22 protein-coding genes are annotated in these 26,106 nt (G+C 63.0%); 11 read left to right on the top strand and 11 right to left on the bottom strand.

Going from position 1 to position 26,106, the window contains the following annotated elements; all coding sequences use genetic code 11:
* Window positions 1–412 precede the first annotated feature (412 nt).
* Complete coding sequence (locus tag B0G82_RS40355) at window positions 413–859, bottom strand: hypothetical protein (protein WP_241974461.1); 447 nt, start codon at window positions 857–859, stop codon at window positions 413–415.
* Between B0G82_RS40355 and B0G82_RS02745 the strand changes: the two genes are divergently transcribed.
* The 3 genes from B0G82_RS02745 to B0G82_RS39965 all read left to right on the top strand — a co-directional run bounded on the left by B0G82_RS02745 (window position 834) and on the right by B0G82_RS39965 (window position 3,367).
* On the top strand, window positions 834–2,375 hold the full coding sequence (locus B0G82_RS02745) for a hypothetical protein (RefSeq protein ID WP_241974463.1): 1,542 nt from the start codon (window positions 834–836) through the stop codon (window positions 2,373–2,375). The genes B0G82_RS40355 and B0G82_RS02745 overlap by 26 nt on opposite strands.
* A gap of 257 nt (window positions 2,376–2,632) precedes the next feature.
* On the top strand, window positions 2,633–3,100 hold the full coding sequence (locus B0G82_RS02750) for a hypothetical protein (RefSeq protein WP_121306586.1): 468 nt from the start codon (window positions 2,633–2,635) through the stop codon (window positions 3,098–3,100).
* Between the two features lie 126 nt (window positions 3,101–3,226).
* Complete coding sequence (locus B0G82_RS39965) at window positions 3,227–3,367, top strand: hypothetical protein (RefSeq protein ID WP_166679071.1); 141 nt, start codon at window positions 3,227–3,229, stop codon at window positions 3,365–3,367.
* A 45-nt stretch (window positions 3,368–3,412) separates the two neighbouring features.
* Here the strand turns inward: B0G82_RS39965 and B0G82_RS02755 are convergent, their stop codons facing one another.
* The 4 genes from B0G82_RS02755 to B0G82_RS02770 form a co-directional block, all read right to left on the bottom strand.
* Window positions 3,413–4,897: an MFS transporter gene (locus B0G82_RS02755; protein WP_121306587.1), complete on the bottom strand. Its 1,485-nt coding sequence runs from the start codon at window positions 4,895–4,897 to the stop codon at window positions 3,413–3,415.
* A gap of 73 nt (window positions 4,898–4,970) precedes the next feature.
* Complete coding sequence (locus B0G82_RS02760; RefSeq protein ID WP_121306588.1) at window positions 4,971–6,212, bottom strand: CaiB/BaiF CoA-transferase family protein; 1,242 nt, start codon at window positions 6,210–6,212, stop codon at window positions 4,971–4,973.
* Window positions 6,209–7,186: a hydroxymethylglutaryl-CoA lyase gene (locus B0G82_RS02765; protein WP_121306589.1), complete on the bottom strand. Its 978-nt coding sequence runs from the start codon at window positions 7,184–7,186 to the stop codon at window positions 6,209–6,211. Before B0G82_RS02765 ends, B0G82_RS02760 begins: the two co-directional genes overlap by 4 nt.
* Window positions 7,187–7,421: 235 nt before the next feature.
* Complete coding sequence (locus tag B0G82_RS02770; RefSeq protein ID WP_116142780.1) at window positions 7,422–8,315, bottom strand: LysR family transcriptional regulator; 894 nt, start codon at window positions 8,313–8,315, stop codon at window positions 7,422–7,424.
* Between the two features lie 338 nt (window positions 8,316–8,653).
* Between B0G82_RS02770 and B0G82_RS02775 the strand changes: the two genes are divergently transcribed.
* Window positions 8,654–9,301, top strand: a complete 648-nt coding sequence (locus tag B0G82_RS02775; RefSeq protein WP_121306590.1) for a LysE family transporter — start codon at window positions 8,654–8,656, stop codon at window positions 9,299–9,301.
* 250 nt (window positions 9,302–9,551) lie between these two features.
* Window positions 9,552–10,340 carry a sulfite exporter TauE/SafE family protein gene (locus tag B0G82_RS02780; protein ID WP_116119051.1) on the top strand — a complete coding sequence of 263 codons (789 nt, stop codon included), beginning with the start codon at window positions 9,552–9,554 and terminating at the stop codon, window positions 10,338–10,340.
* Between the two features lie 57 nt (window positions 10,341–10,397).
* On the opposite strand, the gene B0G82_RS02785 is transcribed toward B0G82_RS02780, so the two are convergent.
* Window positions 10,398–10,646: a hypothetical protein gene (locus B0G82_RS02785; RefSeq protein WP_106284444.1), complete on the bottom strand. Its 249-nt coding sequence runs from the start codon at window positions 10,644–10,646 to the stop codon at window positions 10,398–10,400.
* Between the two features lie 247 nt (window positions 10,647–10,893).
* Window positions 10,894–11,247: a BON domain-containing protein gene (locus B0G82_RS02790; RefSeq protein WP_116142783.1), complete on the bottom strand. Its 354-nt coding sequence runs from the start codon at window positions 11,245–11,247 to the stop codon at window positions 10,894–10,896.
* A gap of 602 nt (window positions 11,248–11,849) precedes the next feature.
* Here B0G82_RS02790 and B0G82_RS02795 point away from each other — a divergent pair.
* From B0G82_RS02795 to B0G82_RS02805, 3 genes are all read left to right on the top strand, one after another.
* The gene (locus B0G82_RS02795) at window positions 11,850–13,343 is read left to right on the top strand and encodes a TAXI family TRAP transporter solute-binding subunit (protein WP_116142785.1); all 1,494 of its coding nucleotides are present in this window, start codon (window positions 11,850–11,852) and stop codon (window positions 13,341–13,343) included.
* A 93-nt stretch (window positions 13,344–13,436) separates the two neighbouring features.
* Window positions 13,437–14,087: a 2-hydroxychromene-2-carboxylate isomerase gene (locus B0G82_RS02800; protein WP_116119772.1), complete on the top strand. Its 651-nt coding sequence runs from the start codon at window positions 13,437–13,439 to the stop codon at window positions 14,085–14,087.
* Between the two features lie 282 nt (window positions 14,088–14,369).
* Window positions 14,370–15,350 carry a LysR substrate-binding domain-containing protein gene (locus tag B0G82_RS02805; RefSeq protein WP_121306591.1) on the top strand — a complete coding sequence of 327 codons (981 nt, stop codon included), beginning with the start codon at window positions 14,370–14,372 and terminating at the stop codon, window positions 15,348–15,350.
* 70 nt (window positions 15,351–15,420) lie between these two features.
* Here B0G82_RS02805 and xdhC read toward each other — a convergent pair whose 3' ends face one another.
* From xdhC to xdhA, 3 genes are all read right to left on the bottom strand, one after another.
* Window positions 15,421–15,987, bottom strand: coding sequence for a xanthine dehydrogenase accessory protein XdhC (gene xdhC / locus B0G82_RS02810; RefSeq protein ID WP_241974650.1), 567 nt, complete (start codon window positions 15,985–15,987; stop codon window positions 15,421–15,423).
* A 69-nt stretch (window positions 15,988–16,056) separates the two neighbouring features.
* Window positions 16,057–18,423, bottom strand: a complete 2,367-nt coding sequence (gene xdhB / locus B0G82_RS02815; protein WP_121306593.1) for a xanthine dehydrogenase molybdopterin binding subunit — start codon at window positions 18,421–18,423, stop codon at window positions 16,057–16,059.
* Window positions 18,424–18,456: 33 nt separating this feature from the next.
* Complete coding sequence (gene xdhA, locus B0G82_RS02820; protein ID WP_121306594.1) at window positions 18,457–19,980, bottom strand: xanthine dehydrogenase small subunit; 1,524 nt, start codon at window positions 19,978–19,980, stop codon at window positions 18,457–18,459.
* A 390-nt stretch (window positions 19,981–20,370) separates the two neighbouring features.
* Here xdhA and B0G82_RS02825 point away from each other — a divergent pair, with 390 nt between their 5' ends.
* The 3 genes from B0G82_RS02825 to B0G82_RS02835 all read left to right on the top strand — a co-directional run bounded on the left by B0G82_RS02825 (window position 20,371) and on the right by B0G82_RS02835 (window position 24,839).
* Entirely contained in the window at window positions 20,371–21,582 is a 1,212-nt protein-coding gene (locus B0G82_RS02825) for an MFS transporter (protein WP_116142797.1), read from the top strand.
* A gap of 684 nt (window positions 21,583–22,266) precedes the next feature.
* A complete protein-coding gene (locus B0G82_RS02830; protein ID WP_241974465.1) occupies window positions 22,267–23,700 on the top strand; it encodes a sialate O-acetylesterase in 1,434 nt (477 codons plus the stop codon).
* 53 nt (window positions 23,701–23,753) lie between these two features.
* Complete coding sequence (locus tag B0G82_RS02835) at window positions 23,754–24,839, top strand: acyltransferase (RefSeq protein WP_121306595.1); 1,086 nt, start codon at window positions 23,754–23,756, stop codon at window positions 24,837–24,839.
* Between the two features lie 31 nt (window positions 24,840–24,870).
* Here the strand turns inward: B0G82_RS02835 and B0G82_RS02840 are convergent, their stop codons facing one another.
* Window positions 24,871–26,094, bottom strand: coding sequence for an aminotransferase class V-fold PLP-dependent enzyme (locus B0G82_RS02840; RefSeq protein ID WP_121308594.1), 1,224 nt, complete (start codon window positions 26,092–26,094; stop codon window positions 24,871–24,873).
* Window positions 26,095–26,106: the final 12 nt, after the last annotated feature.

Consider the following 26,106-nt stretch of genomic DNA (forward strand, 5'->3'; position numbering starts at 1 on the left):
GCATACTAATGCGTATCGTTGCGGTCGATTCTTCCCAAACTGGACTGTTTCAGCCTACGGACAGTAAAAAGTTCGTCAGCTCGCGCGGTGACTTCACGTGCTGCGATCTGAATCGCGCTACTCCTCAATAGGCTGGCCGTTTTCGTCGTACTTTCCCCGGTCGTCCGATTCCGCCAAAACCCGCTCATGTCAGCGGTGCGGTTTCGTATGACAAACGCTTCTTGCACAGAAGCGCTTCGGAGCCGGCATCCCGGGAAGGCATCACCCCCGCGCAGTCACGACGCTGCGCGCTCAGGACGCCAGTGTCGAAGCCTCGGTCATCGGCTGGCTTGCAAATGAACCCCGCTGTTCGCTCGACCTCCCCAACGCGCTTTGCGCGAGGACGTCGACGCATGATCAGCTAACGCATTGCTTACAGATTGATGAAATCACGACTACTCCTACTCTCGACACTCTCTCTCGCACTCGCCGGATGCGGCGGCGGTGGCGGCGGCAGTAACGGCGCCGCCAGCACTGCGGCAGCCCAGTCCGGCGGCACCAGCGGTTCAAGCAGTTCGGCCAGCACCTCCGCCGCGGGCAACGCCAGCACCGGCACCGCTGCATTGAGCGCCACGGGCGCCACCGCGGCGATGAGCTGCGCCTCGCCGACCACGTCGGGCGGCTCGGGCAGCGCAACGATCTCGGCCGATACGCCGAGCGCCGACGGCACGCGCATTTTCGCGTCCGGCGGCACCTTCCAGCTCGTCTTCAACACCAACGCGCCGAGCGCGGATACGCTGAACTGGGCCGTCACCGACACGCTCGGCCGCGTCGCCGCGAGCGGCAGCACCGCCGTGCCGAGCGGCGCGAAAACCATCACGTTCGATTGCAGCTCGACACTCGCCGGCTATTTCGCGGCGACGGGCACGCTGGCCAGGAACGGCGGACAGTTGCCGCAAGCCGGCACGCGTCCGGTCGGCATCGCCAGCTTCGGCATCACGCCGAACCTGTCCGGCGTCGTTCCGGCCGTGACGTATGCGCGCCAGGAGCAGCATCGCTTCGGCATGCAGGGCGCGAACGACAACGGTCCGCTGCTCGCCGCGCTGGGCATTTCGTCGACCATCGACGATCGCCAGCTCTCCAGCACGGAACCGAACGGACCGAACACGTTCAACCCGTCGGCGAATAATCTCGACTCGTTCTACAAGAGCGGCAACGTGATGCGCCTGATCCGCCTCGACGGCATTCCCGCGTGGGCGAGCAGCACCGGCGCCTTCCAGGACGACACGACGCTGCCGACCGACATGTCGTACTACCAGAGCTATATGAGCCGTGTCGGCACGGAATCGAACGCGATTCGCGCCGCGTACTTCCCGACCCAGTCGGCGAACTACTATCAGGTGACGTGGGAACCGAACCAGATGTGGACCGACACCGACGCCAACTTTGTCGCGTTGTACCAGGCGGCCTACCAGGGCATTCATTCGACCGACCCGCACGCGATGGTGATGGGCCCGGCCGATGCCTTCCCGAGCCTGACCACTTCGCACCTGAAGCGCCTCGCGTCGCTCGGCTTCGGCCAATACATCGACGCGGTCGCCACGCATGGTTACTACGACGCGGGCACGTCGCCGTCGCATCCGCCTGAGCGCTACGACAGCGACCCGTCCACCGCCGACGGTTCATTGCGCGGCCAGATGCGCAACCTGCGCGCGGAAATGGCCACCGACTATCGGACCGGCATGCATCTGTTCTCGACGGAAGCGGGCATCAGCTACGACCTCGGCACGTCGTACGGTCCGAACTATCCGACCGCGAACGTGTTGTACGCACAAGCGGCGGTCGCGGCGCGCATGCACATCATCACGCTCGGCGAAGGCGCGGATCAGACCTACGTGTTCTACGGCGCGGACTATCCGGATGAAGTCGGCTACGGCACCTTCTTCGACCTGAGCGATGCGCAAGGCGCGTACGGCGCGACCAATATCAGTCCGAAGCCGGTCGCCATGGCGATCAGCGCGATGACGCACACGCTCGACGGCACCACCACACTCGGTCCGGTGAACGGCACGCCGACCGGCGTCTACGCCTACGCGTTCCAGCAAGTGGGCAACGGCGCGGTCGTCACCGCCTTGTGGGCGCACAACAATAACGTGTGGAGCGCGAGTGCGGGCTTCAGCTCGACCTATAGCGTCGCGTACAGCCTCAACGTCGACGCGCCGGGCACGAGCGGCACCGTGAAGGTGGTCGACATGATGGGCAACGCAACCAATGCGAACTACAGCAATGGTGTGCTGACGCTCAACCTGACCGAATCGCCGGTGTATGTGGTGTCGAACAATGCGTCGGTCGCCAAGGCCAACGCGACGACGCCGGTGGGTTACGCCGCTATGTAAGACGCGCGGTTGACAGACCCGGATTCGGGTACTCGGCGGACATGAAAACGTCAGCCGGCTCATGGGCCGGCTGACGTTCTTTTTTTGACCGTTCGAAACAGGCACCGCAAGATCGGTATCGAAAACGAGCCACGATGTCGCAGGATCGCACCAATACCTTGAGATTTGTCTTATAGCTAAGCAAGTTTGGGCTGCCTACAATCCACTATTCCTTTAAACGGTCGATAGGCCAGTAATCTCAGCGGGCGAGGTAAGACGTGAGCAACACCTACCAGATGAACTACAGAAATCCGATCGCTGAAAGCTGGAATCACAACATTCCCCTCCCCACACCTGAAGCAGCCGAAGACGTATCGTCGATGCTCGAACGGTTGAAAGCCGAATCGAATTCGCTGGAGTCGTATTTCACCGAACTCGAGAGCGAACTCAAGCGCGTCCATCTCAAGCGAAAGATTGTGGGCAAAAAACTGGGCGTGCTCTCGGAACTCGTCAAGGATGTCGACGCGCTGCATGCGGAGCCCGCAGTAGCGGTGCAGACCGTGGCTGCCGTGCCTGAGATCGCGGCCGTTGCCGAAACCGCTTCGCGACGCTCGCGCAAGAAACAGATATTCGCCGTCGCGTCGATTATTCTCGTGGCGCTGGCAATTGCTTTCATCGCACTGGAAAAAACCGGCCAGATTTCTTGCGTGACTTGTGCGCCGGCCAGGCTGCTGGGTCTGATGTAAGTTTCGCTGCGACCCAAGCCAGGCAAGCGCCCGGAAAACAGAAACCCCAACATAAAGTGCTAAAACAGGCGCACACTAGCGTATTGCTCGTATGTAGAGCAAAAACCGCCAATTGGGGAGTCCATCATGGCAAAAGGTCAAATGCGCAGTAACCGCGAAGTCAAGAAACCGAAGCAGGCGAAGAAACCCCAACCCGCCACTTCGCCATCCGGCGCGCCGCCGATCCGCGTAGCACCGAGCGTGTCAGCAACGCAGAAGAAGCACTAAAGCAAGCAAGCCCGCCACACACCGGCGGGCATTCTCGTCAGCGAATTACTTCGAAATATCCTCCAGCGCCACGTCTCGTGTCTTCGGCCCGAGCATTCCAATGGCCAGCATCACCACTGCCATCGCTCCGGAAATAAACACGAACACGCCGTCCACGCCAAAGCGGCTCAAACATCCCGCGATCACGAACGCGGAGAACATCGCCGAAATCCGGCTCCACGAATAAACGAATCCCACAGCCCGCGCCCGGATACTGGTCGGAAACAACTCGGCCTGATACGCGTGATAGCTATACGAAATAATATTTCCCGCTAGCACGAGACACACGCCCAGGCTCACCAGCAGGACCGTCTCGCGCGCCTGGCTGAACGCCAGCCCGCACACCACATTCACCGCCGCCATGCAGATGATCACCGTCTTGCGCTCGAAGCGGTCGGCAATCAGCAAGCCCAGCAACGGCCCGAGCGGCGCGGCAATCGCGATGATGCTCGCGTACATCAGACTCGTCGTCACCGTAATGCCCTGTCTGATCAGCAAGGTCGGAATCCAGTTCGCGAAACCGTAATACCCCATCGTCTGAAACACGTGGAAGATGATCAGCATCAACGTGCGTTTGCGGTACGGCGGCACCAGCAGATCGCGAAACGCCGCCCGTGCGCGCACTGGTTCGGGCAACGCCGGCTCCGGCAGCGGCCGTCCGTACTCGCGCTCGACGCGTGCTTCGAGCCGCGTCATGATCGCGTCCGCTTCATCGATGCGGCCTTTTTGCGCGAGCCAGCGCGGGCTCTCCGGCAGACGCAGACGGATCCACCACACCACGATCGCGCCGACCACGCCGGTCAGCACGACCAGACGCCAGCCATCGAGACCGAAGTAACGATGCGGCACCAGCAGATACGACATAAACGCGACGATCGGCACCGCGCAAAACCCGACCGCCTGCGAACACGCCGACGCGCGTCCGCGCACATGCTTCGGCACGAGTTCGGAGATGTACGTGCCGATCGTGACGATCTCCACACCAATGCCGATCCCCGCGATGAAACGCCACAGATTGAGCCCAAGCGCCGTATCCTGGAACGCCATGATGATGTTGGCCGCCGTGTACCAGAGCAGCGACCACGTGAAGATCGCTCGACGGCCGAAGCGATCGGCGAGAAACCCGCACGCGGCCGTGCCGATGAACAGACCCGCGAACAACGCCGCAATGAAACTCGCCACGCCGCTCGTGCCGAACAACCCGTGTGTCGTCGCGGTGAGAATGCCGCTGCGCACGAGTCCCGGGGCGATATAACCGGAGAACATCAGGTCATACAGTTCGAAGAAGAGCCCGAGGCTCAGCAGCATCACCAGCTTCCAGATCGACCGCGTGGCCGGCAGGCGGTCGAGCCGCGCGGAAATGCGCGCGCCGTCCAGCGCGATTTCGTCGGCAAGGCCATTCGCAGATGCACCCGCGCCGGAGGGCAATCCGCCGAGCGCGCCGGCATCGCCGACCGCCGTTGCATACACCGCTTGATTCGACGACTTCATCGTCTGTCTCCTTGGTCCGGTCTCGCGCCGGATGAGATTGATTTGACTAAGTTCGATGCACCGGGCACAGCGCTCAGGCAGCGGCTTCACGCGGCATCTGATTCGAGCCGCCGTTCAGCGCCGCGATCTGCGCTTCGTCGTAGCCCAGATCGCGTAGTACTTGCGCGGTGTGCTCGCCAATCTTCGCGATCGGTTGACGCGGTTGCAGACGCGCACCGTCGAGCGAAATCGGCAGCAGCGGCATGGCGGTTTCGCTGCCGTCGTCGAGCGTCAGGCGAGCGAGACCGCCGCTCTCGTTCAGATGCGGATCGTCGAACAGCTCTTCGGGTTTCGTGATCGACGCGAACGGAATGTGGTCACGCTCGAACTGCGGCACCAGTGCCGCGCCTTCGAACTGCCGCAACGTTTCACCGAGCGTCCGCAGCAACCATTCGCGCGCCTGCACGCGGTCGTTGTTGGTGGTGAGGCGCGGGTCGGCCAGCAGATCCGCGCGGCCAAGAATCGCGCACAGCGCGCGCCACTGACCGTCGCCGGTCGCGGCGATAAACATCTGCTCTTCGTTGGCGAGCGTGAACACGTCGTACACGGCCCATGCGCTGATGCGCTCGGGCATCGGCGCGGCGGGCACGCCGGTCGCGGCGAACTGCTGCATGTGCTGCGCGGAGAGCAGCACGCAGTTCTCGAACAGCGCGCTCTGCACTTCCTTGCCGCGGCCGCTCGCGTGCCGTTCGTGCAAGGCGGCAAGCACGCCGATCGCGCCGAACATGCCGCCCATGATGTCGTTGACCGAACTGCCCGCGCGTAACGGGCGGCCCACCGGTCCCGTCATATACGCGAGGCCGGCCATCATCTGCACGACTTCGTCGAGCGCCAGACGGTGTTCGTATGGACCGTTCAGGAAGCCTTTGTGCGAGACGTAGATGAGCTTCGGATTGCGCTCGCGCAGCGAGGCGTAATCGAGACCGAGGCTCGCCATGCGGCCGGGCTTGAAGTTCTCGACGAACACATCGGCCGTATCGACCAGCTTGTGCAGCGCGGCCAGTCCCGCTTCGCTATCGAGGTCGAGCGCCACGCTTTTCTTGTTGCGATTGAAGGTGCGAAAAAAGCCCGCGCCGGTGCCGAGCAAACGACGCGTGCCGTCGCCGCGCGGCGGTTCGACCTTGATCACTTCGGCGCCGAGGTCGCCGAGAATCATCCCGCAGGTCGGGCCCATCACCATATGCGACAACTCGACCACGCGAATGCCCGCGAGCGGCAGCGCGCCAGACTGCGGCTGCGGCGCCGAAGAAAAAGGAGGAGAAGAAAGCGGATTCATTGCAGTACCTGCGAGTCGGGGGATTCGAAACGTTGACGGGCGGCGCCGAACTGTTTGGGCAAGCCGGCGCGCGCCAGATAGCCGTACAGCGGTTCGCCGGGCAAAGCGTCGGCGAGCACGGCGCGCGACGCGAGCAGACGGTCGAGGTAAATGCCGGTCTCATAGCCCATGCTGTCGAGCATGAACACGAGGTCTTCGGTGTTGACGTTGCCGGTCGCGCCCGGCGCATGCGGACAGCCACCGAGTCCCGCAAGCGACGCATCGAATTCGCGAATGCCGTGTTGCAGCGCGACCAGCGTGTTGGCGAGACCGAGACCGCGCGTGTCATGGAAATGCAGCGAGCGCAGCTTGCCGCCCACGACGTCGCGCACCAGTTCGATGATCTCGCCGACCTGGCGCGGCGTCGCTTCGCCGGTGGTGTCGCCGAGCGCGATCACATCGGCGCCCGCTTGCGCCGCGGCGCGGGCGATCGCGGCGATATCCGCGTACGGCACCGCCCCTTGCAGCGTGCAACCGAACACCGTCGATAACCCGGCGATCAATTCGACACGCCGCGCGCCCGCTTTCGACGCGCCGTCGATCAACTCGCGCATCGCCGCGAAGGCTTCGATCATCTCGGCCGGCGTCTTCCGGACGTTCGCGAGGCTATGCGCGGTGCTCACCGAAATCGGCGCGACGATCCGGTGCACGCCGGCTTCGAGCGCGCGCTGCGCACCCTTCACGTTCGGCACCAGCGCCGTCACGATCAGATCGTCGTAGGCGAGCGCGTGGGCGATGACTTCGTCGGCGTCGGCCATCTGCGGCAGCAGCTTCGCCGGCACGAACGAGGCGACTTCCATATGGCGCACGCCGGCCGCATAGGCGGCGTCGATCCAGCGCCGTTTGAACTCGGTGGGCATCGTGCGGGCGATGCTTTGCAGACCGTCTCGCATACCGACTTCGGTCACGACGACGCGCTCCTGGATGTCACTCATGGTCTTGAATCCCGGTCTTGAATGCCGCGGAGAATGCGGGGAGATGAAGCAACTGAGTGACAGCGTGCCCGCGCATCGGCGTGCGCGAAAGTCTGCGTTGGCGACGCACTCCATCGCCGCTCGCGATGGCGGCTCAGGCAGGCGGGACGGGCGTGAGCCGTCGCAAAGGGGAAACCCTTAAGGGCTTTTCAGGGGCCTTGATGCGCGGATCGCCGTTGGGTCCGCAGGCTTCGCCTCACACTGCGTTCAACAGATGATCGAGCAGATGCGACGCCGCGAGCGTCAGTGCCTGACGGTCGCGCATGCAAATCACGAAGCGCCGTTCGGCCCAGGCTTCGCGCAAGGGCACGGCGATGATGCCGTATTCGTCAGCGGCATGGCGGGGCAGCGCTTCGCGTGGCAGGATCGCCACGGCGAGACCGGCCTGGATGAAACGATAGGCGGCGTCGAACGTCGACACGTAGGTGCGATAGTTGAGTTCGTGGCCCTTCTCCACCGCGATGCGCTGCATCAGCGCGTTCACCGATGCATTCGACGAGAGTCCGAGGTGGTCGAACGCCAGCGTCTGCTCGAAGCTGATCGCGGCCTCGCCCGCGAGCGGATGATCGCGCGGCACGATCAGCGCGAGGTGATCGGAGCGATAGGGCACGACGTCGAGACTGCCCAGCGGCACCGCGTCGCGGCAAATGCCGAGATCGGCGACGCCCTCCTCCAGCCCTCGCACGATCTCCGCGCTCACGCGCTCTTCGACGTCCACGCGAATTCGCGGGTTCGCTTTCAGAAACGCCGAGAGCGCCTCTGGCAGAAACTCGACCATCGACGACACGTTCGCCAGCACGCGCACATGGCCGCGTGCGCCGGCTGCGTATTCGCTGAGTTCGGCCTGCAGGCGTTCGTGGCCGCGCATGATGAGCCGCGCATGCCGCAGCAGCGCCTCGCCCGCGGCGGTCGCGCGCACGCCGCGCTGGCTGCGCGACAGCAACGCGACGTCGACCAGCGCCTCGAGATCGGCGAGCCGCTTGCTGACCGCAGACGGCGCGATGAACTCGCGCTCGGCCGCGCGCGCGATCGTGCCTTCCTCGCAGACGGCAATGAACAAGCGCAAGGTCACCTGATCGATCTGCCACATGAGCGGGCGTGCTCCCAAGGTTTGAAGTGGGAAAATTATGCCCGACGATGACGGCGGCCGAGGCCATCCCAGGGTATCCACCGCGGGAGTTGCCTGGGGTGCCGGGTTCGCTTGAGTTGCCCGGTTCGCTCAGGATGCCGGGATCGTTTCAGCCGGGCCGACACATGGGTTACTTGGCCATGCAGGCCGCTTGGACCACCCGCCTCGCTTCAACCTGCAATCAGATCCGCACTTGCCCGGCTTTTCCGGTCTGGCTATCCTGAGGGCCTTGCCGGCCGCGAACCTTTGCGCAGCGAGCGAATTGCGGCACGAACCAGAACAATCAACCAGAGATAGCCATGTCCACCACCAGTCTCTTCCTCACCGCCGCGGGCGTCGGCCTCGCGATTGCCGCGCCGGTCGGCCCGATGGGCATGCTGTGCATCCGCCGCACGCTGACCGGCGGTCCGCAGGCCGGGCTTGCCATCGGTTTCGGCATCGCAACCGGCGACGCCGCCTATGGTCTGATCGCGGCGCTCGGCCTCGTCAGCATCTCGCAATTCATGCTCGCGTACGACCGGCCCTTGCATCTGCTGGCCGGGTTGTTCCTGTTGTATCTGGGTGTGCGCACGCTGCTGCAAAAAGCGCCCGCCGATGCGCCGAACGGCAACGGCGAAGGCAACGGCAAGCTCGCGCAAGTGGGCCGCGCCGGCGCGCTGCGCGCGTACGCGAGTTCCTTGCTGCTCACGCTGACCAATCCGCAAACGGTCATCATGTTCGCCGCGCTGTTCACCACGCTCGCCCCGCGCGGCGCGTTTTCATCGAGCGTTGCGCTGACCACGGTAGGCGGCGTGTTTTGCGGCTCGATCGCGTGGTGGTGTTTTCTCGTGACCGTGGTGTCGCTCGCGCGCCATGCGATCGGCAGCAAACTGCGCGTGGCCATCGACCGGATTGTCGGGTTCACGCTGGCGGCGTTCGGCGTCGTGGAAATTCGCCGGGCGCTTTGAGCGGGCGACAACACATCCCCTTACGCCTGCGCAAAAGGCCGCGAGCCGGCCCGACTCGCCAGCGTTGATCGACCGTACACGCATCGCTTCATACGCAAACGCAGCGGTTTTGCGACAATAGCGGCTTTCGCCGCGCCGCGGCGGCCCTCCCGCCGCCCTCCCGCCGCCCTCCATCGACTGTCGAAGGCCGGCGCGCCGGCCTTGCCGCCTATAACCCGTCCAACCCACCCGACCGTCAGCGGTCCGCTCAATGGCACTTCCCCACATCGATCTGCTGTACTCCGTCTCCGGCCTGTTTGTCGGCTTTTTGGTCGGATTGACGGGTGTCGGCGGCGGCTCGCTGATGACGCCGATCCTCGTCCTGCTGTTCAACGTGCATCCGGCCACCGCGGTCGGCACCGACCTGCTGTACGCGGCGGCGACCAAGGCGACCGGCACGCTGGTGCACGGCCTGAAGGGCTCCGTCGACTGGCAGGTCACGCTGCGCCTCGCCGCCGGCAGCGTGCCGGCGGCCACCATCACGCTGATCCTGCTGCATCGTTATGGGATGGACACGCCCGGCGCCAGCCGATTGATCCAGGTCGTGCTCGGCGTGGCATTGCTGGTGACGGCGGTGGCGCTGGTGTTTCGTCCGCAACTCGCGGCACTCGGCGCGCGCAAACTGCGCACGCCGAGTCAGGGACGCACGCTCGCGCTCACCATGCTGACCGGCGCGGTGCTCGGCGTGCTGGTGTCGCTGACTTCGGTCGGGGCGGGCGCGATCGGCGTGACGGTGTTGCTGCTGCTCTATCCGCTGCTGCCCACCACGCGCATCGTCGGCTCGGACATCGCGCACGCGGTGCCGCTCACCCTGCTGGCGGGCGCGGGCCATTGGCTGCTGGGTTCGGTCGACTGGTCGATGCTGCTGTCGTTGCTGGTGGGATCGCTGCCGGGCATCGCGATCGGCAGCTATCTGTCGTCGCGCGCGCCGGACGCGCTGCTGCGCAACCTGCTCGCCGCCACGCTCACGCTGGTCGGCGTGCGCCTCGTGCTGGCCTGAAAACCGGCTGACGCCGAAACGAGCAAATCGACGCGCGGCAACGCGAAAGTCCCGCGGCTACTTGAAGAACCGGCAGGTCAGATCGGACTCGAACTGCCGGATCCATTGACCGTGATGATCGTGATAGGACTGCGCCCAGCCGCCGCGCCGCACGGTGACGAGACGCTCGTGCGCCACATCGCCCGGATCCGCACAGGCACTGATGTCGAAATGGGCCGGCGCGAAACCGTGCCGCGCGCACACCAGTTCGAAAGCCGCCCGATCGCCGATGGGTAGATCGGTATAACGCAAAAGCGGGGTTTCCATGGCGTTGACTCCGGTTCCCAACGCCTCACAGTACGCTCTGAAGTGCGTCGGCAGTGTGTCACAGCGCACAGACGGACCGCGGCCGTGCCGCCGGTCAGTTCGAAACGGCTGAGCCCTATCATCGCCGCGTCAATAATCGCCAGATAAAATAAAAAAAGGCTCCGGTTTTTGCCGGAACCCTGGTGCACGCCTGCTTCACACTGGCGCATGACGGCGTGAACCGCCCGCGCCAGTTGCCGCAGCCTGCTTACTGCTGCACAACGGTCAGCTTGTTCGACACCGACGTCACGCCGGCGACGCCCTTGGCGGCCTGGCCGGCAGCGTCGATCTGGCCTTGGTCAGGCACCGAACCCGTCAGCGTCACCGCGCCGCCACGAGCACGCACGGCGATGTTCGACACGTCGACACCTTGTGTCTTGGCCAGCACGCTACGCACCTTGCGGCCCAGTTGGCTGTTCGCCTTCTTGGTCGACTTGGCGCTCGCAGCGGGCGCGGCCATCGTGCCGGTTGCCATTGCGTCGCTTGCCTGAGCGTACACATTGCACGCCACCACCATTGCCACAACCGAACCCAGCGTTTTCAGAAAACCGACCGATTTCATAGCTTTTCTTCTCCTTTGCTTCACATTGGACCGCATCTACAAGCGGCTTCGTTACGACTTCCGGCGGCCATGCCAGGCGCGCGCGACAAGGCGCGGCCGGCAAACGGCCGACTATGGCAGTAACACGATGTGCGAGAGGCGAGAGAGGCCGATTGCCGTTGCCGCCCGCGATGACGGGCATGCAGTGCGGTACGAAAACCGGCAAGCCGCGAGGTCCGCCGACGCGCCCGGTTCTTGTGTGTCGTGCCGGGTCGCGCCGCGCAAACATCCGATCGCGGCAGCGATGCACAATTTAATCTAGCCGGGCCAGAAGCGCAAAGGGTTTAGACGGGTTTAGTCATACTCGAGACGCTTAAGATGCGAATCGCGTCAGGCGCGCAGGTTGTCACGCCACGTTCACGATTTGTTACGGGTTTGTCGGCGCTGCCGGCCGCCACGCGTTTCGCCGGGCGGTGAATCTCAGGTACCATCGGCGCGACGCGCGCTGCCGCGCGGCTTGCTTGCCACTCACGGCAAGCGGGCCGGCGCGAGCGCTTCGCCCGGCTTGCGCGCCCCAGAGCGCCGCCCCTGTTCACTTTCGACCGTAGCCGTCACGTCATCCGATGAAGCCAGCCACCGGCCGCAAAAGCCCTCCCCGTCTCGTCGCCCGTTTTGTCGCGATCTCCTGGCGCGATCTCGCCGTCTCGTTCGGGCCGATCCTGCTGATCGCCGCCGTCGCGATCTGGGTCGCCGTGCGGCTGATCCAGCCCGCGCCGCCCAGCACACTGACTATCAGCGCCGGCCCCGAAGGCAGCACCTTCTGGACCGCGGCGCAAAAGTACAAGACGATTCTCGCGCGCAACCGCATCACGCTGAACGTGCTGCCGTCGGAAGGCTCGTTGCAGAATCTCAAGCGGCTGTCGGACCCGAAGTCGAACGTCGATGTCGCCTTCGTGCAGGACGGCGTCGCGCCCGGCCCGGCGGCTGACGGGCTGATGTCGCTCGGCAGCGTGGCCTATGTGCCGCTCGCGATCTTCTATCACGGACCGACCGTCACGCGGCTTTCCGAGTTCAAGGGCGAGCGGCTAGCGGTCGGCGCCGAAGGCAGCGGCACGCGCGAACTGGCGCTCGCGCTGCTCAAGGCCAACGGCATCGTGCCGGGCGGCGCGACCAAACTGCTGCCGCTCTCCGGCGACGACGCCGCCGAGGCACTCGTCTCCGGCAAGGTCGACGCAGCCTTCCTCGCCGGCGATTCGGCGCAACCCGCGGTGATGGGCAAGCTGTACCGCACGCCGAACGTGCAGTTCTACGATTTCTCGCAGGCCGACGCCTACACGCGCCGCTTTCCCTACCTGACGCAACTCGAAATGCCGATGGGCGCGTTCGACCTCGGCAAGAACCTGCCGTCCGCGCCGATTCACATGGTGGCGCCGACGGCCGAGCTGGTGGCGCGCGACTCGCTGCATCCCGCGCTTTCCGATCTGCTGATCGAAGCGGCCCGCGAGGTGCACGGCAAGGCGAACATCATGCAGCGCGCCGGCGAATTTCCCGCGCCGCGCGCGCACGATTTCCCGATCAGCGACGACGCCGCCCGCTACTACAAGTCAGGCAAGAGCTTCCTCTACCGCATCCTGCCGTTCTGGCTCGCGAGTCTCGCCGACCGGCTGCTGGTGGTCGTCGTGCCGCTGATCGTGTTGCTGGTGCCGGCCTTGCGCCTCGTGCCTTCGCTCTATGCATGGCGGGTGAAGTCGCGCATTTACCGCTGGTACGGCGCGCTGATCGCGATCGAGCGCAGCGCGCTCAGCGATCATTCGCCGAGCGAGCGTGCCTCGCTGATCGAGCGGCTCGACGCGATCGAGGAATCCGTCAACGGTCTGAAGATGCCGCTTGCCTATGCCGATCAGTTCTACGTGCTGCGCGAGCATATCGGCTTCGTTCGCCAGCGGCTCATGCAAGCTCGCGACGCCCAGCGCGACGACGCCGCCAACGCAGCGGAAGGCACGCAGAACGATTCAGACGAGCGCGGTGCGGAACCCACGCCGCCCGCCGCGAACGAAGCGGCCGAAATCGGCGAAACACGCGACGGCAGCGACGAAGGCAACGCCAAACCATATTGACGGGTGCAAGCCGCGGCTGCACCGCGTAAGATCATTACAATTCCGACGGTGCAGCAGACGCGCCGTGCGGAACAGGCAATCCGGGAGACATTTATGACCGTTGGCATCGACGCCAGGCAACCACTGTGGTTTTACGACTTTGTCTCGCCGTTCACCTACCTGTTGCTGGAGCAGCACGACAAATGGCCGGGCTTCGACTTCGTGTTCACGCCGGTGGTCCTGAACGATCTGTATCGTCACTGGGGACAGCGGCCGGCTTATGGGGTGCCCTCGAAACGCACCTTCCTGTACCGGCACGCGCTGTTTCGCGCGGAGCAACTCGGCATTCCGTACAAGATGCCGCCGGCGCATCCCTTCGATTCCATGAAGCCGTTGCTGCTCGCCACCGCGGCGAAGGGCGACGTCAACTTCGTGCGCGAGATCTTTCGTTTCATCTGGCGTGAAGGCCGTGATCCATCCACCGAAGCAGCCTTTGCCGAGTTGTGCGACCGCGTCGGCATGCCCGACGGTCCGGAGATCATCAAAAGCGCAGCGGTGCTCGAGCAATTGCAGCGCAACACCGCGGATGCGATCGGCCTGGGCGTCTACGGCGTGCCGACCTTCTTTCTGAACGATCAATTGTTCTGGGGTGAGGACGCGTTGCCCATGGTGCTGTACTGCGCGCGCACGCCGAACTGGCTCGAATCGAAAGAAGTCAAACGGATCAGTTCGCTGCCGTCGGGGCTCGCGGACATTCAAACGTAGGCGATACGTCAACGTAAAGCGGACAAAACGCACGCGGCACGGCGCTTATGTGGCTCGCTTATTTGGCTCGCTGATGTGGCACGCTTGCGCGGCTTTGTCTCGGCAAAACAGCCCTGCTGATGCCGGCCATACCGTGCCCGCTATGCCGCTACACCGCAAACGGGCCTAAGGTTATGACCTTCGCGCCGTGCGCGTTGGCGCTGCGCGCTTGCGAGAATCTCGCGAGCGGTTCAGTAAGACGCCTCATCGGAACCGATTCGTTTGCCCCGCCTTGCTTAAATCATGGACGACACCGCCGCTTCCCTCGATATCTGGCTCGTGCGCGTGCTGCGCACGCTGCTGGTCGAGCGCAGCGTCACGCAGACCGCATTGCGTCTGAATCAGACCCAGCCTGCCATCAGCACCGCGCTGCGCAAACTGCGCGAAACGCTGAACGACCCGATCCTCGTGCGCGGCAAGTCGGGCATGGTGCCGACCGAATATGGCGAATCGCTGCTGGCTTCCGCCCAACGCGTGCTGCGCGAAGTGGACTTCGTCGCGACGCCGCACGGCGACTTCGATCCCAGCCGCTCGCGCCGCACGTTTCGCGTGGCCGCGCCGGACTATCTGAACGACTTCTTCATGCCGACGGTGATCGCGCAGTTTCGCGAGGCGGCGCCGCATGCGCGGCTCGAGATCGGTTCGCTCAGCCCTTTGCTCGATTATTCGGCCGCGCTCGACGCCGGCGAACTCGATCTCGTAATCGGCAACTGGCCGAAGCCCGAGCCGCGTTTCGAGCGCAGCGATCTGTTCTCCGACACCGTGGTGTGCATGATGCGCGCCGATCATCCGTTGACGCGCATGCCGTTGACGCGCGAAGCGTATCTCGCCGCGCCGCATCTCGCGCCAACGCCGTATAGCGGCGCGAGCAGCGGCGCCATCGACATCGGCTTCGCACGGGCGCGCGCCGAGCGCCGCATCGTCGCCACGCTGCCCTACTTCGGGCTGGTGCCGCAGACGCTGCTGCAATCCGATCTGATCTTCACGACGACGCGCCGCTTCGCGATGCACTACGCGGACATGTTGCCGCTCGCCGTGGTCGACGTGCCGATTCCGTTTCCGCGCATCAAGTGCTATCAGTTGTGGCATCCGCAGCCGGACCGGCCGAGCGATGTCGGCTGGCTGCGTACGCTGATGTCTCAAGTGTCGGATACGCTGGTCGCGCGGAAGGTGCGGCGTGCGAAGCGGGCGCCCAAAAAAGAAACGTCAGCCGCAACGGGCTGACGTTTTGAGTTTTTCAGTGTGATCGGCGCCCGTCGAGCGCCTCGTTCTGACTCGATCTAATGCCCGGACATCAGACGCTCGCGCAGAACTGCTGCGTTGCGCGTTGCGCCACGACCTGCCGCGTGCGAATCTGCAACAACTCGGCGCACACCGCCACGGCAATCGCCGAAGGCGCCTTATCGACGATACCCGCCACGCCGATCGGACACGTCATCTCCACCAGCCGATCCAGATCCACGCCACGATCAAGCAAACGACGCTCGAATTTCACGCGCTTCGTCTTCGAGCCGATCATGCCGAAGTAGGTGAAATCGCGACGCCGCATGATACGCGCGGCGAGCGAGAAATCGAGTGCGTGGTTATGCGTCATGACGAGGAAGTAGGCGCCGGGCGGCGCCGTATCGACGATCGCGTCCGGCGTGTCGGTCGCTTCGACTTGCACATTGGCAGGCGTTTCGTCCGGGAACAGTTCGTCGCGCTCGTCGACCCACTGGACCACACACGGCAAGCTGCCGAGCAGCTTGATGAGCGCATGTCCGACGTGCCCCGCGCCGAACAGCACGATATGCATCGGTGCCGGACGCGGCATCTGCACAGCGCTGCGTCGGCCGATCTGAACGGATGAAAAATCGTTCATGGCGATCATTCCAGTGAGTGTGTTGTTCACGTGCTTCTTTCCCGGCTCATTGCTGCGCTACGGCCACGCTCATTGACGCGCCGCTACGGTTGCGGCCCGCACCGCGCCGACCGCCTTGAGAATTTCCTCGCTGGTCGCGGGCGCGTTCAGCGGCGGATTGACCTTATGGCCGCCGACTGCCGACACCGCATCGCGCACGGCGAAGAACACCGAGAACGGCAGCAGCAGCGGCGGCTCGCCGGTTGCCTTCGAACGATGGATGCTGTCCTCCGCATTGCGGTTCTTGAAGAGGCGCACACGGAAGTCGGGTGGCGTATCGTTGACGGTCGGGATCTTGTAGGTGGACGGCGCATGCGTCATCAGCTTGCCGCCCGCGTTCCACCACAATTCTTCGGTCGTGAGCCAGCCCATGCCTTGAATGAACGCGCCTTCCACCTGGCCGACGTCGAGCGCCGGATTCAACGAAGCGCCCACGTCGTGCAATGCGTCCGCGCGCAGCACGCGCATTTCGCCGGTCAGCGTATCGATCACCACTTCAGACACGGCCGCGCCGTACGAGTAGTAGTAGAACGGCCGGCCTTGCAGTTTCGACTGATCCCAATAGAGTTTGGGTGTCGCGTAGAAACCGTCCGACCAGAGTTGAATACGCGCGATGTAAGCCTTCGCGATCAATTCTTCGAACGGCACGATTGCGTCGCCGACCACCACTCGGTCATGCATGAAACGCACTTCCGACGCGCTTACATTCCCCGCGCCGAAACGCTCGGCGGCAAACGCCGACAGACGCTCGCGCAACTGACGCGCGGCGTCCTGCGCGGCCTTGCCGTTCAGATCGGAGCCTGTGGATGCCGCCGTCGCCGACGTGTTGGCGATCTTGCTGGTGTCGGTCGCCGTGACGCGAATGCGGTTGAAGCCGATGCCCAGTTCATGCGCGACCACCTGCGCAACCTTCGTGTTCAAGCCCTGGCCCATTTCGGTGCCGCCGTGATTCACCAGCACCGAACCGTCGGTGTAGATGTGCACGAGCGCACCAGCCTGGTTGAAGTGGGTCACGTTGAACGCGATGCCGAACTTGACCGGCGTCAGTGCCATGCCCTTCTTCAGGACTTCATTGTTCGCGTTGAACTCGTTGATCGCAGCGCGACGCGCGCGGTATTCGCTGGTCGCTTCGAGTTCGTCGATCAATTCGTGGATCACGTTATCTTCGACGATCTGGCCGTACGGCGTCTGGTTGCGTTCGGTCTTGCCGTACAGATTGCGACGGCGCACGTCGAGCGAATCTTCACCCACCGAGCGCGCGACGTTGTCCATGATGTATTCGATCGCGAACGCGCCTTGCGGACCGCCGAAGCCACGGAACGCCGTATTCGACTGCGTGTTGGTCTTGCCGCAGAAGCCGTCGATCGTCACGTCGGAGAGCCAGTAGGCGTTGTCGAAGTGGCACAGCGCGCGCGTCATCACCGGACCGGACAGGTCGGCGGAAAACCCGCAGCGCGAGGTCATGTCGACCGTCACGCCGTCGATCACGCCCTGGTCGTCGTAGCCGACTTCATACGTGTAGTGGAAGTCGTGACGTTTGCCCGTGACCATCATGTCGTCGTCGCGGTCCGGACGCAGTTTCACCGGGCACAGCAGCTTCCATGCGGCGAGCGCGGCGCAGCACGCGAACAGACCCGATTGCGATTCCTTGCCGCCGAAGCCGCCGCCCATGCGGCGGCACTCGATCAGCACGTTATGCGACGCCACGCCCAACGCATGCGCGACCATGTGCTGCATTTCGGTCGGGTGCTGCGTCGAACAGTAGACGTGCATGCCGTCGTCGTCCTTGGGCACCGCGTACGAAATCTGGCCTTCCAGATAGAACTGCTCCTGGCCGCCGAGCAGCATTTCGCCGGCTTCGCGACGCGCGGCGCGAGCGATCTTCGTGCCCGCTTCGCCGCGCGCGAGTTTCATCGGCGGCAAGACGTGCTGGTTCGCGGCGCGCGCCTGTTGCGCGGTGAGAATCGCGGGCAGTTCCTCGTAGACGATTTCGGCGCGGCGCGCGGCGAGACGCGCGGTGTCATGCGACGTCGCGACCACGATAAAGATCGGCTGGCCGATGTATTGCACGAGGCCATCGGCGAGAATCGGATCGTCGCCGTGGATGATCGGGCCGACGTCGTTGACGCCCGGGATATCGTCGGCGGTAAAGATCGCGACCACGCCCGGCGTGGCGCGCACCTTGTCGAGCGAGATCGAGACGATCTTCGCGTGCGCTTTCGACGACAAACCGAGCGCGGCGTGCAGCGTGCCGGCAAGCGTCGGAATGTCGTCGGTGTAGGTCGCGCGGCCGCTCACGTGCAGATGCGCGGACTCATGCGGACGCGAGACGTGGACCTGCGTGAAGTCGTCGAGCTCCTTGAGGTCTTTCAGGAACGGTTCGGCATGCTGATTCATTGTGTGTGTTCTCCGTATCCGTTGGGCTTCGGCTTAGACGCCTGCGGGCGCGCACGCCGCAGCGACCGCGCGCACATCCAGCGCGCTCTTGGGCAGCGGATTGTTCGGCCGCGTTTCGAGCCAGAAGCGGTACAGCGTGTTCTTCGCCGATTCGAGGCGATAGTTGCTGGTCGCGCGCATGTCCGAGAGCGGCGCGTAGTCGTTGCCGAGCGCGAGCATCGCGGCTTGTGCCGTGGCTTCGTGCCACTCGGCGTCGCGCAGCACGGCTTCGGCGTGCGTCGCGCGTTTGGACGTGGCCGCCATGCCGCCGAACGCGATGCGCGGCTCGCGGATCAGGTTGCCGTCGGCGATGAATGAGAACGCGGCGCACACGGCCGAGATATCCGAATCGAAACGCTTCGAGAGTTTGTAAGAGCGGAACTGCAAATTCTTCCGCACGCCGGTGCGTGACGGCACTTTCAGGCCGACGACGAACTCATGCTCCGCCATGTCCTTCTTCTGATACGCGAGGTACAAGTCTTCGAGCGGCATTTCGCGCTCGATCTCGCCGCCGCGCACGATCACGCGCGCGCCGAGGGCGATCAGGCCGGGCATCGAATCGCCGATCGGCGAACCGTTGGCGATATTGCCGCCGAGCGTGCCGGCGTTACGAATCGGCAGCGACGCGAAGCGCTGCTGCATTTCGAACAGTTCCGGGTACTGCTTGATGATTTCCGAGTAGGCCTTTTCGACGCTCACGCCGGCGCCGATCTCGATCCATTCGTCGTTGGTTTCGAGCTTCTGCAACTCGGCGATCTGCCCGACGTACACGATGTTGCCGAGATCTCGCATCATCTTGGTAACCCACAGGCCGATGTCCGTGCTGCCGGCGAGAATGCGCGTGGCCGGTGCGGCTTCCTTGATCCTGGCGAGCGCTTCGACCGTGCGCGGCGCGTCGAATTGCTGGCCGGCGTGCTGATAGTGGAAGGTGTCCTTGCGCTCGAGCGTGGCGAGCGTTTTCGACAGCGCTTCGATGTTCACCGGCGCTTTCGGCGCGGGCGCTTCGAACATGCGCACGGCGGCGTCGACGATCGGACGATAGCCCGTGCAGCGGCACAGGTTGCCGGTCAGCGCGTTGCTGATCGTCTCGCGCGACGGCACGGTCTTGTTCGCGCAGCTATGCTCGTGGCCGTGCTTCTCGTACAGCGACCACATCGACATGATGAAGCCCGGCGTGCAGAAACCGCACTGCGAGCCGTGGCACTCCACCATCGCTTCCTGCACCGGATGCAGCGAGCCGTCCGGCTGGCGCAGATCCTCAACGGTGTAGAGCGCTTTGCCATCGAGCGTCGGCACGAACTGGATGCAGGCGTTGACCGCCTTGAAGTCGATGCCACCCGCCGCGTTGCGCTCGCCGATCACGACCGTGCACGCGCCGCAATCGCCTTCGGCGCAGCCTTCCTTGGTGCCCGTGCAATGCGCGTCTTCGCGCAGATATTGCAGGACGGTGCGGGTGACGGGCGCGTCCTTGATCTCGCGGATCGCGTTGCGGTGGTAGAAGCGAATCGGCTCAGTCATGTCTCGTTACTCTCGAATGTTCTGTGTCCGTGGGGACGTGCGGCAGTGATGGTTCGAAAACTATCACCGTCAATAAATACAACCCATAGCTCGGATCGCATGCGGGACATATCCGCGAAAAGATATCGAGATGGATTTGGGAGGCGGTTGGCTTATGGTAATCATGATGTTTCGCTGTGTTTTTGTATTTTATGCCGCATAACGGACAGGTTCACCGAGGGCCCATTGGCTAGCTTCGCTTAAAAATTAGGCACTGACGGCGCGGAAACGGACCACTATATGGGTCTCGGAACGGATTTTCGTCCGACGAATTATTAAGCAAGTCCTGCAAGAGAATCGGTTCCATGGGAAAATCACGCCTTCCCGCCGATTTCAAGTCTCGTTTTCCCCATGTCCACCGACTCAGCGACACCTCGTAGCGAATTCGCGACGACCATGCAGATCATTCCGGTCGTCTTTTTCACGTTTCTTTGCTATCTGACGATCGGAATTCCGCTCGCGGTGCTGCCGGGCTATGTCCACGACGATCTCGGTTACAGCGCCGTGCTGGCGGGTGCGGCGATCAGCGTGCAATATCTGGCGACATTGGCGTCGCGGCCGCTGGCCGGCCGTTCTGCCGATACGTTGGGGCCGAAGCGGACTGTGACGATCGGTTTGCTGGGTTGTGGCGCGAGCGGGGTTTTGTTGCTGCTGGCTGTGCTGTGCGGGCGATGGCCGGTGGTGAGTCTTGGGCTTCTGGTCTGCAGCCGTCTTGTGTTGGGCTTCGGTGAGAGTCTGTGCGGCACGGGTGCGATTCTGTGGGGCATCGGCCGGGTCGGCACCAGCAACAATGCGCGGGTGATCTCGTGGAATGGTATCGCGACATACGGCGCGTTGGCCGTCGGCGCGCCGCTGGGCGTGGCGATCGAGCATACGGTTGGGTTTGCCGCGTTGGGGATTCTGGTGGTTCTGCTCGCGGCGCTTGGTTTTTATCTGGCTCGTCCGATCGCGCCGGTGCCGATTGTGCATGGCGAGCGCATGTCGTATCGGAGTGTGTTCACGCGGGTGTTGCCGCACGGGATTGGGTTGGCGCTCGGTTCAGCCGGGTTTGGGTCGATCGCTACTTTTATCACGCTGTTTTATGCGGCCAGGCATTGGCCGAATGCCGCTTTGTCGTTGACGGTGTTCGGGACGCTGTTTATTGGCGCACGGTTGTTGTTTGCCAATACGATCAAGACCTACGGCGGGTTTCGGGTCGCGATTGCTTCGTTTTCGTTTGAGTGTGCCGGGTTGTTGATGTTGTGGCTGGCGCCCGAGCCTCATATTGCGCTCGCCGGCGCGGCTTTGACCGGGTTCGGATTTGCGTTGGTGTTTCCGGCGCTCGGGGTCGAGGCTGTGGGGCTCGTGCCGCCGGCTAGCCGGGGAGCGGCTTTGTCGGCTTATTCCGTGTTTCTGGATCTCTCGCTTGGGATTACTGGGCCGCTGGCCGGGTATATCGCTGGGGAGTTTGGGTATGGGTCGGTTTTCCTCTTTGCCGCTGTGGCAGCTGCTGCAGGGGTGGGGTTGTCTACTTTGCTTTATCTTCGGAATGCTAAGGTGACTAATTTGCCTGCGGCGTTGTGAGGGTTTGGGTTCTTTCGGTTTTGGCCTTTCCTTGAATTCTCGGCGGTTTATTAGCGTCGCCCCTGTGCGGGGCAGGCACCTACTTTCTTTGCCGCCGCGCAAAGAAAGTAGGCAAAGAAAGCCGTTTCACACTGCTAGCTCATAAGCGGGCCCCTGCGCCGCCCTCGCTAGTGGTGCATCTGGAATCTGTGCTCTCGCACATTCCGCTCCTGTGGACACAACAGTCATACCTCTCGACTTGCGCTGCGCGGTCGCTTCTGGCGCGGTCTGATATCTTGTTCTCTGGCGTTTACTTCATTAGACGTCTGGACGTCTTCGCTGCGCGTCCTCCCTATGTTCGATGCCTCCGCTTTCGTGCGAGGTCGCACATAACGCTTATATCGTTCCCCCTACAATCGTCCGGCGCAGATGAACGATAAGGATGATGCAATGCGTTTCGCTTACCCCGTCCTGTTGGCAATCGTGTGCTGCGCATGTTCGCAGCAAGGTAATCGTGCGGCCGTCTCCTCAGAAGATCATCGCGTCGACAGCGCAGTGCACGCATGGAGAGACAATTTCGATCCCCTGTGGCGATATAACCGTTCGACCTGCGGAGCCGACGCCGTCGCGCTCGCGGCTGTGAAAAGTCTGTTCCAGCAGCTCTTACATATATCGACGGCCACCGCCTGCGATCGTTTGACCGCGATGCCCGAAACTTACAGCACGCAAGTCGATGGCAACCAGGCAAGCGTGGTCGTGCAAAACGTCGACGGAAGACCGGGTAGTCAGATTCGCTTCACGCTCACATCGTCGGCTAATACCTGGGCAGTGCAGAAGGTGTCGGCCGTAAGCGCGTTGGCTACGACGACTATCTTCGACGCTACGCAGCCCGGCTCTGGCGACGGTCGCATCGAGCCGGCTTACTCGGCATGGATTCCGCATGGCGCTGCGCCGTGGGATATTACCCACGTCATCAGCTACGGTCAGTCGCTCAGTCAGGGCTTCTATAACCGGCCTGTGCTGTCCACCCACCAACGCTATTCTTCGTTGCGCTTCAATGGCGGCGTGCGGGTTCAAGACAGCATTCAAAGCGGAAACGTCGAGGTCGCCTACAAACAGTTCGTCCCGTTAGTCGAGACTCAATGGGGCGACAAGGCCGAGACACCGACCAGCGGCACGCTGAATATGGCCATGCAACTGATCGAACAGGAGAACCTGCAAAATCATGCGGACATCCCCTATCGGTTCGTTGGCTCTGCGCCCGGTGAAGGATCGATGGCTATTGCGACGCTGTCGGAGCCTGGACGCTATTACTCGCAGTTGCTGCGCGACATCGCTCAGGCAAAGCGGCTTGCTGACGCCGAAGGCAAAACATACGGCATCGGCGCCATCACGTGGACGCAAGGGGAAGCTGACGATTCCAGCCAGACCTCCATTCCGACTTACGTGGCGAAGCTGCGGACGCTGCGCGCCGACGTCGACCGGGACGCGAAGGCGATGACCGGACAGAAGCAGGACGTCGAAATGATCACCTATCAGTTGGCCACGCATCGCCGTTTCGACCAGCGCTATCCGCATATCGCGCTCGCTCTGCTGCAAGCCAGCCACGAAGATCCGCACATTCATCTGGCTGTGCCCATGTATCTCTTTCGCTACATCGATGGCGGACACACCGACAATCGCAGCACCGAATGGATGGGCGCTTATTACGGCTTGGTGCTGAAGCGGATTCTGATCGACCGTGCCACATGGAAGCCTCTCGAGCCGCTGAGCTGGCAACGCGACGGCACGACGGCCACGCTGCGCTTCAATGTTCCCGCGCCGCCGCTCAAATGGGATACGACGCAGGTTGCCGGCAATTCGGATTATGGCTTCTCGCTGCGTCTACCTTCCGGCGCTCTACTGCCGATCCGTTCAGTAGCGATCACTGGAGCCGACGAGGTGGAAATCATCGCGCAATCGCCGATCCCCGCGGGTACGCACGTCGAATACGCATTCAATGGTGCGGGCGTCGCGGGCAGCCGCTATGGTCCGCGCGGCAATCTGCGCGATTCGCAGGGCGACGCGATCCGCTTCAACGACGGACGTGAATCGATGCGCCTCGACAACTGGTGCGTGATTTTCGATGTATCGCTTTAGCACATCGTGAACGGCCGGCGGCATCAAGCGCAAACATGAACCGGAACGAGGCAATGGTGAAGAACGAGCGCATCAGAGGCGGCCTGGCCATTTCAATCATCGCGATCGTTTGCGCCGAGGTGATTGGCCGGCTAGGCGATGCCGGATTTCTGCAGGACGGGCACGTGTCTAGCGTTCTGAAGATTCTTCGGTACGCCGCAAACACGTCGGGTTACCCGACTGCCTTCTTCCTCCTCGGCATGAGTACGGTAGGGTATTTACAACGCTCGCGCGCGGACCTGCTGAAATACATCGCCGTAGGCGTGCTCTACCCATATCTGCTCTGGTCGATATTGCAGATGGCTTTTGAATGGCTCGTGGCCGACTATAAAGACTACGCCGGCCAGCAGTTTGAGTTGACTCGCTTGGCATTAGTGCCCGGCGGTCAATTCTGGTTTCTATACGCGCTGTTCATCTGCCAGATCGTCGCGTGCATCACGGTATGGCCACGGTCCACGAAGGTCCGATCGGCGTTGACGGTGCCGAACCGCTGCCTGCTTGTCGCGATGTTCATTGTATGCGCCGCAATCGCGACGCGGAGCCGCTGGGGCATCGTCACGATGACATGCTGGGGCCTGGTCTTCTTTCTGCCCGGCGTACTGCTCGGTTCCCGGCCTGACCGGCAAGGCGGCCATGCTGCCGGCGTTCACCTTGCGTGGGTCACGACCATTGCCTTTGCAGTTGTCGCATTCATGGGGCAACGTGCCGGCCACGACCTCGACTTGTATTCGCTGCTGGCGAGTTTTCTCGGTATCGTAGCGGCCATTTCGATCGGAAGGTGCCTGCCGATATGGCGAAGGTCGCGCTGGATCGTCTCGCTTGGCTCAGCGTGGAAGCCGGTGTATCTGCTGCACGTGCTCGCTACCGCCGTGGTCTGGAACGCGTTGCTGGCCTTTCACATCAGCCAGCCCGTGGTTCACTTTGTGCTCGGCAGTGCGACCGGGTTGGCGTTACCGATAGCGATCTGGCTCACGACGAAGCGCCTTGGCATCGCGCATTGGGTCGGCTTCGAGGAACCTATAGAAGTGCGGAACGAAGGCACCGCGTCCGCAAGTGCCGTCGCGCATAGTCCTGAAAAAACCGTCAAGTCAGGTACGTGACTTCGGCCATAGTCACAGTCGTGTCGGCGTCCTACTTACCCCCCGACAACCCTCTCTCCAAAGCCGCCACACCAGCAGGCAAATCAACCCTAACCCCAAGATCCACCATAGTCCTCCCAAGCGCATGCACGGTCCGAAACAAATTATGTTCCCGACACTGCTCCCCCATCTGCCCTACACGAACGATTGGCAATCCAAAAGACCCAGAAATCTCAACCTGATGCATCCGCGAAATATGCGAACAAACATCAGCAGGACTGAACCCGTCAGGCACCTCGATCCCGACAACAGAATTCAACCGGCAAGCCTCAGGCGCATACAACCGCAATCCCATCGCAGCGACCCCATCCTGCAGCGCCAACGAACACTTCAAATGCCGTGCAAACCGCTTCTCCAGCGTCTCAGCACAAACAAGCCTCAAAGCTTCATGCAAAGCCAAAACTCCAGAAACCGGCGCCGTATAGTGATACCCCGCGTTATGCCAAAAATTCTCCGCGAGTGAAGCATCAAGACACCAATGCGCATTCGGCGCCGTGCGCCCTTTCACGCGCTTCCAGGCCGCATCGGAAAACGCGATCAACGACACCCCGGGAATCGACGACAACCCCTTCTGCCCACCCGTAATCACCGCATCGATCCCCCAGGCATCCATCTCCAGCGGCATCGTACTCAACGTACACACCGCATCGACGATCACCAACGCGCCAGCGGCCTTCGCCAACGCGGCGATCTCCTTCAGGTGATAATTCCACACCGTATTCGACGTCTCGCCCTGCACCACCGTTACGATCTCGGGACGCTCGCGCCGAATCGCCTCGGCAATCTCCTCAAGACTTGCCACCGCGCGATCAGCGACATCGAGCGTACTAACCCGCGCACCAACGCGCCGCCCCATCTCCGCCATCCGCTCGCTGAAGAAACCATTCTTGATGGAAAGCACCCGCGTACCTTCCCACGCAAGGTTCGAAATCGCCATCTCCATCGCGGCCGATCCTGGTCCGGCCACGCCCAGCACCCATTTCGAGTTCGTCTGGAACACATAGCGCGCCATCGACTTCACCTGCCCGATCACCTTCACCATCGTGCCGCCCAGGTGATTGATCACGATCGCGTTGGCCTTGGCCACCGCCGCGGGAATCGGCACGGGGCCGGCGCCCATCATCAGGAGCGGCTCTTCGGGAAGAATGGCGTCGAGCGACTCGACAACCGGACAGGGCACTGCGGAAGATGCGGAGGTGAATGATGAAGTCGGCATGATGATCGGTAC

Origin of the sequence: Paraburkholderia sp. BL17N1 (genome assembly GCF_003634175.1) — a bacterium.
In the GTDB taxonomy this organism is placed as follows: Bacteria; Pseudomonadota; Gammaproteobacteria; order Burkholderiales; family Burkholderiaceae; genus Paraburkholderia.

Bases quoted from the DNA above. Each gene is read 5' to 3' on its own strand.
- B0G82_RS39965 (WP_166679071.1), top strand. From the start codon at position 3,227: ATGGCAAAAGGTCAAATGCGCAGTAACCGCGAAGTCAAGAAACCGAAG.
- B0G82_RS02755 (WP_121306587.1), bottom strand. From the start codon at position 4,897: ATGAAGTCGTCGAATCAAGCGGTGTATGCAACGGCGGTCGGCGATGCC.
- B0G82_RS02760 (WP_121306588.1), bottom strand. From the start codon at position 6,212: ATGAATCCGCTTTCTTCTCCTCCTTTTTCTTCGGCGCCGCAGCCGCAG.
- B0G82_RS02765 (WP_121306589.1), bottom strand. From the start codon at position 7,186: ATGAGTGACATCCAGGAGCGCGTCGTCGTGACCGAAGTCGGTATGCGA.
- B0G82_RS02770 (WP_116142780.1), bottom strand. From the start codon at position 8,315: ATGTGGCAGATCGATCAGGTGACCTTGCGCTTGTTCATTGCCGTCTGC.
- B0G82_RS02775 (WP_121306590.1), top strand. From the start codon at position 8,654: ATGTCCACCACCAGTCTCTTCCTCACCGCCGCGGGCGTCGGCCTCGCG.
- B0G82_RS02780 (WP_116119051.1), top strand. From the start codon at position 9,552: ATGGCACTTCCCCACATCGATCTGCTGTACTCCGTCTCCGGCCTGTTT.
- B0G82_RS02785 (WP_106284444.1), bottom strand. From the start codon at position 10,646: ATGGAAACCCCGCTTTTGCGTTATACCGATCTACCCATCGGCGATCGG.
- B0G82_RS02790 (WP_116142783.1), bottom strand. From the start codon at position 11,247: ATGAAATCGGTCGGTTTTCTGAAAACGCTGGGTTCGGTTGTGGCAATG.
- B0G82_RS02795 (WP_116142785.1), top strand. From the start codon at position 11,850: ATGAAGCCAGCCACCGGCCGCAAAAGCCCTCCCCGTCTCGTCGCCCGT.
- B0G82_RS02800 (WP_116119772.1), top strand. From the start codon at position 13,437: ATGACCGTTGGCATCGACGCCAGGCAACCACTGTGGTTTTACGACTTT.
- B0G82_RS02805 (WP_121306591.1), top strand. From the start codon at position 14,370: ATGGACGACACCGCCGCTTCCCTCGATATCTGGCTCGTGCGCGTGCTG.
- xdhC (WP_241974650.1), bottom strand. From the start codon at position 15,987: ATGAACGATTTTTCATCCGTTCAGATCGGCCGACGCAGCGCTGTGCAG.
- xdhB (WP_121306593.1), bottom strand. From the start codon at position 18,423: ATGAATCAGCATGCCGAACCGTTCCTGAAAGACCTCAAGGAGCTCGAC.
- xdhA (WP_121306594.1), bottom strand. From the start codon at position 19,980: ATGACTGAGCCGATTCGCTTCTACCACCGCAACGCGATCCGCGAGATC.
- B0G82_RS02825 (WP_116142797.1), top strand. From the start codon at position 20,371: ATGTCCACCGACTCAGCGACACCTCGTAGCGAATTCGCGACGACCATG.
- B0G82_RS02830 (WP_241974465.1), top strand. From the start codon at position 22,267: ATGCCCGAAACTTACAGCACGCAAGTCGATGGCAACCAGGCAAGCGTG.
- B0G82_RS02835 (WP_121306595.1), top strand. From the start codon at position 23,754: ATGGTGAAGAACGAGCGCATCAGAGGCGGCCTGGCCATTTCAATCATC.
- B0G82_RS02840 (WP_121308594.1), bottom strand. From the start codon at position 26,094: ATGCCGACTTCATCATTCACCTCCGCATCTTCCGCAGTGCCCTGTCCG.